We start from the raw sequence: 13,197 nt of genomic DNA on the forward strand, positions 1-13,197 counted from the left end.
TTCGTGAATCAAACAAGAGCTAAACTATGGACAAAAGATTTTATCATCGTATCGTCGGCGAATTTTTTCTTATACTTAGTTTTTTATTTATTATTGGTCACCATGGCTGTCTATGCAGTCGAGCAATTTAATGTTCCCGAGAGTCAAGGTGGCCTTGTAACTGGTATTTTTATTGTCGGAACATTAATCGGACGGCTGTTTATTGGGCGTATGATTACCACAATCGGTTATAAGCGATGCTGCACGCCGGTCTAATCTTTTTTATTCTGATATCGTTTCTTTATTTTATAAAGGTCGGCATCACTTTTCTGCTTATAACGCGCCTGTTGCATGGCATTGCATTAGGGATGGCGAGTACGGCCACAGGAACGATTGTAGCTGAGGTTATCCCACAAGTACGCAGAGGAGAGGGAATAAGCTATTACAGCATGAGCATTACATTGGCTACAGCAATTGGCCCTTTCATCGGACTATTCATGAGTCAGCACACCAGCTTTACAGTGATTTTCAGCTTTTGTCTTGCCCTGGGGATCATTAGTTTCATCATTGCACTGTTTTTAAACGTACCAGTCGTGGAAAAACCACCGAAAGATGCTAAGAATGCTAAATTTAAGCTATCAGACTTTGTTGAGCCAAACGCATTGCCGATTGCCCTCATCATTCTTATCGTATCCCTTGGTTATTCCAGTGTCCTTTCATTTATTAATTTTTATGCGATTGAAATTGACCTAGTCGAAATGGCAAGCCTGTTTTTTGTTATCTATGCCGTGGCAATCCTGGTGTCACGCCCATTCACAGGGCGGCTAATGGATATAAAAGGTGCCAATTCGGTAATGTACCCAGCATTTATCTTATTCGCTGCAGGGTTATTCCTGTTAAGTACAGCTGAAACCGGCCTGTCATTATTATTGGCTGGAGTTCTGATTGGACTCGGTTTTGGAAATATGCAATCAACAACCCAGGCGATCGCGGTGAAAGTGACGCCGCCGTATCGGGTGGGGCTGGCCACTTCAACATACTATATCGCGCTTGATGCTGTCTGGGCTTTGGACCATATGTACTGGGATTCGTCATCCCATTCACGGGGTATCAGAATTTGTACATTATAATCGGGGTGATGATCCTGGCAACAACTGTCCTCTATTACTTCCTTCATGGTAAAAAGGGAAGCTTAACCCGATCAACTATCCATTCGATTGAAACGGGAAATACAGAAGCGAATTAAGAAAAGCTGGGGATCTCACATTATTTGTGAAACTTTGCTCAAACTAACAGAAAAGGAGGAGTTCCATGAGTACTGATCAAGGTAAAAAGAAAAAGAGTAAAGAAGAATTAAACGCCATGAAAGGCGGTAAAGAGAGACATCGCCGAAATCGGTCTTAAATGTTATTTTGAAAATCAGGGAATCCACCGCTGGGTTTCCCTGATTTTTTAGTGAGATGATAGTGTAAAATCTCAAATAAAATAAAAGCCAATTCCCATGATTACATAAGCGGCTAATAATACTGCACCGTCAAACCAATTTGAATCGCCGTCATTGGAAAGCATGATCATGAGCAGTACACCAGTCACCATACTAATGAGTTCAGGCCACGTGAAGACAAGTGGCATCGATGTTGGAAAAATAAGTGACAGCAAAACAAGGATCGGCAAAACAAACATGGCTACTTGAAGGGTTGAACCGACAGCAATCTCCACGGCTACATCCATTTTATTTTTATAAGCCATTATGACTGCTGATGCATGTTCTGCAGCATTGCCAACGATTGCAACAATAATGACGCCAATAAATAGCTCTGACCAGCCAAACGTCTCTCCGACCACTTCGAATGTGCCGACAAGATGTTCTGAGACATAGGCAACAGCTATTGTTGCTATGAACAATACCACGATGGCTTTTATTTTTCCCCATTCAGGCTTCTCTTCTTTCTTCTTCTTCTCGTTCGGTTTATCCTGGTCCTGATAAATGCCACGGTGTGTTACAAATTTAAACAGCAGCGCGGCTAAATATAAAAGGATTAAAATAATCGAAATACCGATACTAATGGTCATCGTATCCCGGTCATTCATCGTGTGCGTGAACACTTCCGGGATAACAAATGCAACAATGACAGCAAAGATAAGCAGCCCTGCGTTATGGCGTGCCTCATGTACATCAAAAGATTGGCGTTTATATTTCAAACCACCGACAAAAAAAGAAAGTCCAGCAACTAGCAGTAAATTGCCCAATACTGATCCCGTTAATGAAGCTAGAACAATGCTGATAAGCCCAGCTTTAAGTGCAAAAATAGAAATAATCAGTTCCACAGCATTACCGAATGTGGCATTAAGCAAACCACCAATCCGGGGCCCCATGACAATCGCCAGGCTTTCAGTCGCCCTTCCGATAATACTGGCTAAAGCAACAATGGTTACACAGTATACAATAAACATAATCACAGCCGACCATTGCAAGATGGATCCGATGACTGAGATTGGTACGCCAACGATCCCCAAAGCCGTAAATAACTTATTCATCAATCGAATTCCTGCCTTCCTTACCCGGTTAAAAATAGAATAACCATGTAAGGATGATATTATGAAGCAAGGATCGATTATTTCCATAAGTACTGCACGCTGGTCAGATGCAGCAGGTTTCAAATTTACCGTTCTTCTATATTTTGAAGAATACCATAGACGTCGGGAGCGGCTTTATCCATTCGAACCGGTTTCCATTCCTGATTCACCCACATATGCATGGTGGTTCCTTTTGCGAGCAGTTCGCCAAAAGGTTCAGCTGTTTGTGCTTCGTCGTTTTGCATGAATTCTTCCTCAGTCACTTTTCGCGCTTCATATGTAAACTCGAGCCTTACCGGCGAATAGCTGGCTACTCTTGTAAACACAGCAACGCAGTCATCATACCAAGCTGATTTTTTATAGGTAACATTGACATCCAGTACCGGTAGAAGAAATCCCAAACGTTCCATTTTGCTGTATGTCAAACCATAATGGCGCATACATTCCGTGCGGGCATTTTCAAACCATGTTATATAATTACCATGATGCACGACCCCCATTCGGTCTGTATCCTTATATGGCACACGAAAATTTGTCTGATGCCACATATGTGTCATGTTAGTCCCCCCTATCTTAAGTTTAATTATTTTTTCCGAAGAGCTTTTCTTCTGCTTGTTCCTGCAGACGGAATTTCTGCACTTTACCGGTACTCGTCATCGGCCAATCGGAAGCTTCGACAAACCAAACGTGACGAGGGTTTTTAAAACGTGCAAGCTGTGACGAACACCAGTCAATAATATCTCGTCGTGTACACGTTTCACCCTGTTTCAGCTCAATAAAGGCAGCACCTGTTTCAGTCGTTAACTTATCCGGTACGCCGACGATATTCACTTGATTGACTGCCGGGTGCTGGGAGATAACTACTTCCACCTCGCGCGGTGAAACCAATTCACCGGAAACTTTATACATTTCCTTACTTCTGCCGAGGAGCTGAATATAACCATTCTCATCAACCTTTCCAACATCCCCTGTCCGCAGCCAGCCGTCTTTATCAATAACTTCCGCTGTTTCTTCCGGTTTATTGTAATAGCCATGGGAAACCGTAACGCCCCTTACGGCCAATTCACCCACGGAACCGTCCGGCATCGTTTCACCTGTATCCACGTCAATCGTCTTATACTCAACAGCACTGCCATCAAATTCCGGAAGGCCGCTGACACCGCCAATTTTAGGACGGCCAACCCTGGAAGAAATACACTCCAACGCATCACCGATTTCCGTCGTCACGCCTGATGACGCTACCTCTGTCTGTCCGTAGCCGGTAATCGTCTCGGTCAGACCCAGCACATCAATCGCTTTTTCCCATACAGGAATTGGAGCTGGCGCCGCACCGCACCACATCGCAAAAAGATTGGATAAATCAAATTCAGAGACACGCGGGTGATTCACTAATGAAACCAGGGTAGACGGGACACAAAGATAATCGTTTGCTTTATACTTCTCCATTAATTGCAATGACAGAAGCGGCGATGCCCCAAGTGCTGATATGAAGGAACCGCCGACAAAGGACATGGCAAAAATCGCTTCAATAATCGCAAAGCAGTGATAGAATGGAAGTGGCGCAAACGTCACGCGGCCATCCCCAATCGCCCTGCTCATACAAGTGCCATAGCCGCAGCGGAGGAGCATATCATCGGTAAGCATCACACCTTTTGGACTCCCTGTTGAACCAGAAGTGTACATAATAATGGCCACTTCATCCGAATAACGTGATTCACGCCATCTTTCATCCATTTCTTCCCCGGAAACATTATCTGCCCCTTCCAGAAATGTATCCCATGTCAGAAAGCGGTCATCAACCGGTTCTTCATCCCCATTTGGAAGGCAGATAACTTTCTTTAATTGGCTGTGTGTCTGAAAACTGTCATCATCCAGTAATTCAGCGACTGCTTGTCCATGTTGCTTGTCTTTTACCGTTTGATGTAACATCAGATACTTTGAATCCGATTGGGATATGATATAGTCGAGCTCATCTTTAGCAAGCATTGCATTGATCGGGATAAAAACGGCGCCAACGATGGAGGAAGCGATCATTAATGATGGATAAGTGGCATCATTATCCATTAGAACAGCAATATGATCTCTTCGCTTCACCCCAAGTTTTATGAACGCTTTGGCGTATTGAACCGCTCGATCCCAGACTTCGCCGTATGTAAGTTCTTCGTAATTGATATACATATATGGTCTGTCTTGATAGTGATGACATGCTTTTGAAAAGTGACCGGCAACCGTATCACGCGGCCACACTGGAAAACGGGCTTCCAATGCTTTACGTCTTGCCGACACACTTTGTTTTAGTGTCGTTTGATTTGCTGACATGGTTTCTCCTCCTCATCTATAAATAATAACTTGTCACAAATAATCATACTTTTTTAAAGGCAAGGACAGCATTATGCCCGCCGAATCCAAAGCCGTTGGATAAAGCGATGTTAATGTTGCCTTCTTTTGCTTTATTGGCCACATAATCCAAATCACATTCCGGATCCGGATTTTCCAGATTGATTGTCGGCGGGAAAGTATTTTCTCTCACACTATTTAATGTAACAATTGCTTCGGCACCGCCTGCTGCCCCAAACATATGACCCGTCATGGATTTGGTCGAACTGACCTTGAGACGGTGGGCCTGATCACCGAATACGTCTTTAATCGCTTTTGTTTCGGAAATATCACCTGATGGTGTACTCGTCCCATGAGCATTAATGTAATCCACGTCTTCCGGCTTAGCCTCGGCCCGTTCTATCGCCAATTCCATTGCTTTGGCCGCACCCTGATAATCCGGCTCCGTTATATGATAGGCATCTGTTGTGCTGCCATAGCCAACAATTTCGCCAAGCATTGGGGCACCACGTTCTTTCGCATGTTCATATTCTTCAAGAAATAGCACACCGGCACCCTCTGACATAACAAACCCGTCCCGGTCTTGATCGAATGGCCGCGATGCTGCTTCAGGTGTGTCATTTTTGGTTGACATGGCGCGCATTTTTGAAAAACCCGCAAAATAAAGTGGCGTAATCGTCGCCTCTGCCCCGCCGGCTAAAATCACATCTGAATAGCCATGCGCAATATTTAAATAAGCCTCTCCAATCGCGTGATTACTTGTTGCACATGCAGAAACAGCAGCGAAACTTGGCCCGCGAAAGCCAGTCTTGATTGCTGTTAAACCAGCAGCCATATTATTGATCATCGTCGGAATTAGAAACGGTGACACCCGTCTCGTACCTTTTTCGAGCATCGTTTCATGATTTTTCAGCAGCGTCTGCAAACCCCCGGTTCCTGACCCGATATATACACCGGCACGATCCTTATCGAGTGCTTTCAGATTTACTTTTGACTGTTCCAGCGCCTGAACCGCTGCAGCAAAACCATACTGTGTAAACAAATCATACCGTTTTATTTCCTTTGCTTCGAGATACTTTTCAACCGGGAAATCGTCAATATAGCCGGCGATTTTTGTGTTGATATCCGCATACGCTTCTGATTCCAGCCGCCTAATCCCGGATGCGCCCTTTTGGATGTTATCCCAGAAGGTAGTCACATCGTTTCCCAGTGGTGATACAACACCCTGTCCTGTTACAACAACTCTGCGTTTCACACTAATTCTCCCTTTCAAAAGGTATCCATTTTCTATGTACAGTGACGCTTTACATATCCTGTATTTTAACATAATGAAGAAAATTATGTTTCATATGTCACAAACGAAAGGTCATATAAAATATTTTCAATAGCCGTCGCATTCATTTATAATAAAAGACACCTTGAACCATTGTTTCTTAGACAGTCACTTTAAAAAGGAGAGATACATATGAACAATAAAATTAAATTGGGAATCGTCGGCTACGGTAATCTTGGAAAAGGTACCGTCAAAGCCATTAAAGCAACTGATGACCTGGAATTAGTTGCCGTTTTCACCAGAAGAGATCCGGAAACACTGGAACTTGATGATCCTGATGTAAAAGCTGTACATATTGATCATGCCAGTAATTACCAAAATGATATTGATGTTATGCTGCTTTGTGGCGGGTCTGCAACAGACTTACCTGAACAAACCCCGCACTTTGCAAGCATGTTCAATACGGTGGACAGCTACGATACGCACGCAAAAATTCCTGAGTTTTATCAATCGGTTAACGAATCAGCAACCAAACACCATACAACCGCCATTATCTCAGTAGGCTGGGACCCGGGCTTATTCTCGATCAATCGTGTTATGGGTGAAGCCATTTTGCCTAATGGCGGAAACTACTCATTCTGGGGGAAAGGACTCAGCCAGGGACATTCTGATGCCGTCAGAAGAGTCAACGGTGTGAAAAGTGGTGTACAATACACAATTCCCTCTGAGGGAGCCATTGAAAAAGTACGCAACGGAGAAAACCCAGACCTGACAACCGCGGAAAAACATCGCCGTGTTTGCTATATTGTTCCTGAAGAAGGAGCGGATAAAGCAGCCATCGAACATGAAATCAAAACGATGCCGAACTATTTCGCTGACTATGATACAGAAGTCAATTTTATTTCAGAGGAAGAGTTGAATCGCGACCATTCAAAAGCACCTCATGGTGGATTTGTTATACAAAGTGGGAACACAGGTGAAGGCAACAAACAAATTTACGAGTTCTCGCTTACATTAGACAGTAATCCTGAGTTTACGTCAAGTGTATTAGTCGCATATGCGAGAGCAGCATACAGATTAAGTCAAGAAAAACAGTATGGTGCCAAAACGGTTTATGATGTCGCGCCAGGTTATATTTCACCACGATCAGCAGAGGAATTAAGAAAGCATTATTTATAAGACACGGTTGAACAGAGCTCCCTTACTTTATTTCTTTTATTTGTGTTCGACTGTAGCTTTGAAATAAAGTCTGATCAAAATGGATGTTTATCCAATAGATTGATGAAGAAGCCTGAAAGTAACATGTTTAAATGGTTTAAAATAACTGGAGCTGATCCTCAAAACAAAAGGATCAGCTTTATTTATTTATGCCACAACATCGTAGCCTTGATCTTCCACAGCTTCACGCATGGCAGCAACTGTCACCTGTGCATCATTATATGTCACATCAACTTTTCCACTGCTTAAATCGACTTCCGCGTCCGTCACGCCTTCAAGACCTTTCAAGACACCTTCAACAGATGATTGACAATGACCGCATGTCATACCTTTTACATCCAGCGTTATGTTTGTCATTCCATTTCACCCCCTTTCAGAAAGATGTTTAACGTTTTCTCTTCGTTATACCTTTACCCTCTTCAAGCGAAGGGAATTGGACACGACACTTACCGAACTTAATGCCATTGCTCCACCGGCAATCCAAGGTGCCAATAGTCCAATTGCCGCAACCGGAATCCCGGCACTATTGTAGGCAAAGGCCCAGAATAGGTTTTGCCGGATATTTTTGATCGTGACATGGCTTAGTTTAATTGCTTTTGGTATAAGCAATAATTCCCCGCCGAGAATCGTGACATCGGCTGCCTCAATGGCAACTTCTGTGCCGGTACCAATAGCGATCCCGATATCCGCTGTTGCAAGTGCAGGTGCATCATTGACGCCATCCCCAACCATAGCAACTTTTTTACCTTGGTTTTGTACTTCGTGTACCTTGCTCGCTTTTTCCTCTGGCAGAACTTGGGCAATCACATGATCAATGCCAACCTGTTTGGCAATCGCCTGTGCGGTCCGTTCGTTATCACCGGTTAGCATAATGACCTCTAATCCCTGGTCTTTCAATTCACCAATTGCCTGAGCGGCTGTTTCCTTCACCGTATCTGCAACAGCAACGACGCCACGGTACTCGCGATTGACCGCGATTATCATCGCTGTCTTTCCATCGGTTTCATAACCCATTAATTTCTGTTCGGCATGGGTAACGTCAATATTGTTTTCAGCCATTAATTTTCTGGTACCAACAAGCACTTCTTCATCGGAAATGATCGCCCGTATACCGTGGCCGGGTACCGCTTTGAAATCATCCACGCCCACGAGTTCGACATCCTGCTCAGTTGCATAACCTACAATTGCTTCAGCCAATGGATGTTCAGACCCTTTTTCCGCACTTGCCAGTAGTTGTAGTGTTTCATTGTCACCGGTAAAATTGGTTACTTCCGGCTTTCCTTTGGTGATGGTTCCCGTTTTATCGAGAATGATGGCGTTTAATTGGTGGGTACGCTCTAAGTGTTCGCCACCTTTAAATAAAATACCACTTTCGGCAGCTTTTCCCGTTCCAACCATAATCGACGTCGGGGTTGCCAAACCTAGGGCACACGGACATGCGATTACAAGGACCGCAATCGCGGCAACAAGAGATGGTTCAAAGCTGCCTGGTTGCACAAGGGTGATCCAGATGATAAATGTGAGCACGGCAATTCCGACTACAATCGGGACAAAATATCCGGAAATCACATCTGCCAGCCGCTGGATCGGCGCTTTGGAGCCTTGGGCATCTTCCACTGCCTGCACGATCGATGCAAGTGCAGTGTCCTTCCCCACTTTAGTTGCTTCCATTTCGATGGTTCCGTTTTTATTCATCGTTGAACCGATGACCCGTGCTTTCTCATCTTTTTCGATCGGAATCGATTCACCGGTCAGCATCGATTCATCAACCGCCGTTCTACCCTTGATAACGATACCATCTACCGGTATTTTTTCACCTGGTTTTACAACTAAACGATCGCCGACCATTACATCTTCCATTGGGATCATTGTCTCTTCGCCATTACGAAAGACACGTGCCTGTTTGGCTTGCAGATTCAACAATTTGGAAATCGCCATGGTCGTTTTACCCTTGGCGTTTGCCTCCAGGTATTTACCGAACAAAATTAATGTAATTAAAATCGCACTCGTTTCAAAATAAAGATGTGGCACGTAAACAGGATTCCCAATTGTTTTGATTGCTTCATATAAACTGTAGAAATACGCAGCACTTGTACCGAGCGCTACTAGGACATCCATGTTGGCGCCACCGCTGCGTAAATTTTTATAAGCACCATCATAAAACTGCCAGCCAATAATGAATTGCACCGGTGTTGCCAGCGCAAACTGGAACCATGGATTCATAAAAATGGCCGGTATTTGCACACCAAACAAATGAACAAGCATCGTTAACAATAATGGTGCCGCCAATACAGTAGAAATGATTAACTTCCATTTCATCCGTTTGATCTGTTTTTCCTTCCGTGTTTGCTTTTCCTGCTTATCCGCTTTTATCTTCGCATCGTAACCTGTTTTTTGAATGCGGCCGATGATATCTTCCACATTCATCAAACCAGGATTATATTCAACTGTTGCATTCTCCGTGGTCAGATTCACCGTCGCCTGTTTGACACCTTCTTGTTTATTCAGTACTTTTTCGATACGGGATGAACAAGCAGCACATGTCATTCCAGTTACATCAAACTCCGCTTTCTCGGTTTCCACTCCATAGCCCAATTTTTCGATTTTGGACGAAATATCCTGTACGGAACTGGCATCCGGATTGTAATCCACATTCGCTTTCTCGGTCGTTAAATTGACCTGCGCATCCACACCATCCATTTTATTTAATACCTTTTCAATCCGATTGGAGCAGGCGGCACATGTCATTCCGGTTACACCGACCGTAACATGTTTCTGTTCACTCATGATACATACTCCTCCTCCCTATTTGGAAAACTGTTTCATAATCTCCAGTAATTCATCAATGGCAGGTTCCCCTTCACCAGATTTGACGGCATGACTGACACAATGTTTGGCATGTCGTTCTGCAACCGTGAACCCTACTTTTTTCAGTGCAGCGTTAATCGCACTGATTTGGGCCAAAATATCCGGACAATACCGGTCCTCTTCCACCATCTTTTGAATGCCGCGTACTTGTCCCTCTATACGTTTCAGACGGTTGGTAACCGCCTGCTTCTCATCCTCTGTTCGAGGGGTTATCGGATGATCATGAAGAAATTCTCCCATGTTTGTCACTTCCTTTTCTACTTCTAATTATACTATACCCCCCTATTGTATATATGTCAATGAAAACACACGTTAGATAATGAAGCATCTTTCAGTTCACCGGCACACAGTTCTATATCACAAAAACATGACCATTCTGGGTACCTTGATGCGGGATAAAATGCCAGTGTTATTCATAGCAGTCTATAGTTCTTTTAGACAACGATGAAACATGTGACAAAGACGAAGCCACATCAGTTATGAAAGAAAACTGGCTGCGTACATTACAGGCGTTTCAATAAGTGCGTATGTACAAACATGAATAAAACAGGTTTTTAATCCTATTCAGGTCTTCATTTCACTGATTAGTGAACGACACCGCGGTAGGGCTCAAATTATATACTTTCTTACCTTTTAAGAAAAGCGCAGGGTGCCCGTTTAGCGACGTACAAACTGCGCCTGTGCATCACAGGTGGGTCGACGCCCACGCGCAGTCGCGGCGATTTAGGCCGACCCTCCCTGCTAGCCGCCATGATATAAAGGAAACACGGTGAGCCTGGGCGAGGCGTTGTTGACTTATCGTAGTGAAGGAGTGTGAAGTTTGGGACTGCGCCAAGGGCTCGTCCCACAAAAAATCTCTGCTACAACTTTAGCGTTGGAACTGAACGTGAATGACTAGGTTACCAGTTATCCACAGCACTTTTGAAAATATAATTTACTAGACAACAAAAAAGACAGGATTATAATTATCCTGCCTCACATATGACCATAAAATCTTTTTGTGTTTGCGTATTATACAGATACCTGAGGTGGGACTCGAACCCACACGCCCGTAGGCACAGCATTTTGAGTGCTGCGTGTCTGCCAATTCCACCACTCAGGCATGGTCGTTAACATGGAGGCGGTAACCGGATTCGAACCGGTGATAAAGGTTTTGCAGACCTCTGCCTTACCACTTGGCTATACCGCCAAAAGGAAAGTAAAAGAGCGGAAGACGGGATTCGAACCCGCGACCCCCACCTTGGCAAGGTGGTGTTCTACCGCTGAACTACTTCCGCGTTTAATGGCTGGGCTAGCTGGATTCGAACCAGCGAATCACGGGATCAAAACCCGATGCCTTACCGCTTGGCTATAGCCCAATAACATTAATAATGATATGGGGCGACCGGTGGGGATCGAACCCACGAATGCCGGAGCCACAATCCGGTGCGTTAACCACTTCGCCACGACCGCCATAATAAAATTATGGCAGGGGTAGTAGGAATCGAACCCACATCAAAGGTTTTGGAGACCTTCGTTTTGCCATTAAACTATACCCCTATTAAAAAATGGTGGAGGGGGAGAGATTCGAACTCCCGAACCCTGAGGGAGCGGATTTACAGTCCGCCGCGTTTAGCCACTTCGCTACCCCTCCGAAAAAGTTAATTCAAAATGGTGGCTCGGGACGGAATCGAACCGCCGACACACGGATTTTCAGTCCGTTGCTCTACCGACTGAGCTACCGAGCCAATATATGTATTATTTAATTTAAATGGCGGTCCGGACGGGACTCGAACCCGCGACCTCCTGCGTGACAGGCAGGCATTCTAACCAGCTGAACTACCGGACCAATAAATCTACTAGGACATTTGATGTTTTGACTGTACTTTACAGCACTGTTTATATTCAACTAACGAAGAAACATCTTTGAAACAGCTAGTTGAAATATTTTGGTTGCGGGGGCAAGATTCGAACTTGCGACCTTCGGGTTATGAGCCCGACGAGCTACCAGACTGCTCCACCCCGCGATATAAGATATGGTGGAGGATGCAGGGCTCGAACCTGCGACCCCCTGCTTGTAAGGCAGGTGCTCTCCCAGCTGAGCTAATCCTCCAATACTAGTTCCCAGCAAAAAAACTTAAAATAAATATGGTGACCCGTACGGGATTCGAACCCGTGTTACCGCCGTGAAAGGGCGGTGTCTTAACCACTTGACCAACGGGCCAATAATTATTATTACATAAGTGGCGGAGAGCGAGGGATTCGAACCCTCGAGGCCGCGATAGCGGCCTACACGATTTCCAATCGTGCTCCTTCGACCACTCGGACAGCTCTCCATGGCTCCACAGGCAGGATTCGAACCTGCGACCGATCGGTTAACAGCCGATTGCTCTACCACTGAGCTACTGTGGAATGGATAATGCCTGGCGGCGTCCTACTCTTGCAGGGGTAAAACCCCAACTACCATCGGCGCTGGAGAGCTTAACTGCTGTGTTCGGCATGGGAACAGGTGTGTCCTCTCCGCTATTACTGCCAGACCTGTGAAATGGGTAATGTTGTGTACTGGTCACGAGAAGTGAACAATACAACAATCATTTTGAATAACACCAAGCGATCGTATGATTATCATACCAACAAATATTATAATTGTTTTTTACAAAAAATCAAGGATACTACTAAAAAAATTATTGTCCCCTAAAAACTAAATAAGAGAGCCATTCAACGGCCAAGAGTTAGTTAAGTCCTCGATCGATTAGTATCCGTCAGCTTCATGTGTCACCACGCTTCCACCTCGGACCTATCCACCTCATCGTCTCTGAGGGATCTTACTCACTTTACGTGATGGGAAGTTTCATCTTGAGGGGGGCTTCATGCTTAGATGCTTTCAGCACTTATCCTGACCACACGTAGCTACCCAGCCGTGCTCCTGGCGGAACAACTGGTACACCAGCGGTGTGTCCATCCCG

General features: G+C 44.7%; 8 protein-coding genes, 14 tRNA genes, 2 rRNA genes and 1 pseudogene. 2 read left to right on the forward strand and 23 right to left on the reverse strand.

The window, feature by feature from the left end; translation table 11 throughout:
* The first annotated feature begins 3 nt into the window (after positions 1-3).
* Positions 4-1,225: pseudogene (locus E4U82_RS10755) on the forward strand (MFS transporter).
* Between the two features lie 230 nt (positions 1,226-1,455).
* On the opposite strand, the gene cax reads toward E4U82_RS10755, so the two are convergent.
* The 4 genes from cax to fabF all read right to left on the reverse strand — a co-directional run bounded on the left by cax (position 1,456) and on the right by fabF (position 6,148).
* Positions 1,456-2,517: a calcium/proton exchanger gene (cax, locus tag E4U82_RS10760; RefSeq protein WP_209300560.1), complete on the reverse strand. Its 1,062-nt coding sequence runs from the start codon at positions 2,515-2,517 to the stop codon at positions 1,456-1,458.
* Between the two features lie 125 nt (positions 2,518-2,642).
* Complete coding sequence (locus tag E4U82_RS10765) at positions 2,643-3,113, reverse strand: acyl-CoA thioesterase (RefSeq protein WP_135110203.1); 471 nt, start codon at positions 3,111-3,113, stop codon at positions 2,643-2,645.
* 22 nt (positions 3,114-3,135) lie between these two features.
* Positions 3,136-4,875, reverse strand: coding sequence for a class I adenylate-forming enzyme family protein (locus E4U82_RS10770; protein WP_135110204.1), 1,740 nt, complete (start codon positions 4,873-4,875; stop codon positions 3,136-3,138).
* 43 nt (positions 4,876-4,918) lie between these two features.
* Complete coding sequence (gene fabF / locus E4U82_RS10775; protein ID WP_135110205.1) at positions 4,919-6,148, reverse strand: beta-ketoacyl-ACP synthase II; 1,230 nt, start codon at positions 6,146-6,148, stop codon at positions 4,919-4,921.
* 210 nt (positions 6,149-6,358) lie between these two features.
* Here fabF and E4U82_RS10780 point away from each other — a divergent pair, with 210 nt between their 5' ends.
* Entirely contained in the window at positions 6,359-7,345 is a 987-nt protein-coding gene (locus tag E4U82_RS10780; RefSeq protein WP_135110206.1) for a diaminopimelate dehydrogenase, read from the forward strand.
* Positions 7,346-7,531: 186 nt separating this feature from the next.
* Here E4U82_RS10780 and copZ read toward each other — a convergent pair whose 3' ends face one another.
* From copZ to E4U82_RS10875, 19 genes are all read right to left on the reverse strand, one after another.
* Positions 7,532-7,741, reverse strand: a complete 210-nt coding sequence (copZ, locus tag E4U82_RS10785; protein ID WP_135110207.1) for a copper chaperone CopZ — start codon at positions 7,739-7,741, stop codon at positions 7,532-7,534.
* 45 nt (positions 7,742-7,786) lie between these two features.
* Positions 7,787-10,171 carry a heavy metal translocating P-type ATPase gene (locus E4U82_RS10790; protein ID WP_135110208.1) on the reverse strand — a complete coding sequence of 795 codons (2,385 nt, stop codon included), beginning with the start codon at positions 10,169-10,171 and terminating at the stop codon, positions 7,787-7,789.
* Between the two features lie 18 nt (positions 10,172-10,189).
* The gene (locus E4U82_RS10795) at positions 10,190-10,492 is read right to left on the reverse strand and encodes a metal-sensing transcriptional repressor (RefSeq protein ID WP_135110209.1); all 303 of its coding nucleotides are present in this window, start codon (positions 10,490-10,492) and stop codon (positions 10,190-10,192) included.
* Between the two features lie 780 nt (positions 10,493-11,272).
* A tRNA-Leu gene (locus E4U82_RS10800) sits at positions 11,273-11,354 on the reverse strand.
* Positions 11,355-11,367: 13 nt separating this feature from the next.
* Positions 11,368-11,441: transfer RNA gene (locus E4U82_RS10805), tRNA-Cys, on the reverse strand.
* 16 nt (positions 11,442-11,457) lie between these two features.
* Positions 11,458-11,529: transfer RNA gene (locus E4U82_RS10810), tRNA-Gly, on the reverse strand.
* 6 nt (positions 11,530-11,535) lie between these two features.
* Positions 11,536-11,610 (reverse strand) — tRNA-Gln (locus E4U82_RS10815).
* 18 nt (positions 11,611-11,628) lie between these two features.
* Positions 11,629-11,704, reverse strand: a tRNA-His gene (locus E4U82_RS10820).
* Between the two features lie 13 nt (positions 11,705-11,717).
* A tRNA-Trp gene (locus E4U82_RS10825) sits at positions 11,718-11,791 on the reverse strand.
* A gap of 9 nt (positions 11,792-11,800) precedes the next feature.
* Positions 11,801-11,885: transfer RNA gene (locus E4U82_RS10830), tRNA-Tyr, on the reverse strand.
* A gap of 18 nt (positions 11,886-11,903) precedes the next feature.
* Positions 11,904-11,979: transfer RNA gene (locus E4U82_RS10835), tRNA-Phe, on the reverse strand.
* 24 nt (positions 11,980-12,003) lie between these two features.
* Positions 12,004-12,080: transfer RNA gene (locus E4U82_RS10840), tRNA-Asp, on the reverse strand.
* Positions 12,081-12,181: 101 nt separating this feature from the next.
* Positions 12,182-12,258: transfer RNA gene (locus E4U82_RS10845), tRNA-Met, on the reverse strand.
* Between the two features lie 10 nt (positions 12,259-12,268).
* Positions 12,269-12,344, reverse strand: a tRNA-Val gene (locus tag E4U82_RS10850).
* A 36-nt stretch (positions 12,345-12,380) separates the two neighbouring features.
* Positions 12,381-12,455, reverse strand: a tRNA-Glu gene (locus tag E4U82_RS10855).
* Between the two features lie 20 nt (positions 12,456-12,475).
* Positions 12,476-12,567 (reverse strand) — tRNA-Ser (locus tag E4U82_RS10860).
* A 1-nt stretch (position 12,568) separates the two neighbouring features.
* Positions 12,569-12,643: transfer RNA gene (locus E4U82_RS10865), tRNA-Asn, on the reverse strand.
* Between the two features lie 9 nt (positions 12,644-12,652).
* Positions 12,653-12,768, reverse strand: a 5S ribosomal RNA gene (gene rrf / locus E4U82_RS10870).
* A gap of 195 nt (positions 12,769-12,963) precedes the next feature.
* Positions 12,964-13,197 (reverse strand): 23S ribosomal RNA (locus E4U82_RS10875); the annotation flags it as partial.

Source organism: Lentibacillus salicampi (genome assembly GCF_004565465.1).
GTDB classification, from domain to species: domain Bacteria; phylum Bacillota; class Bacilli; order Bacillales; family Amphibacillaceae; genus Lentibacillus; species Lentibacillus salicampi.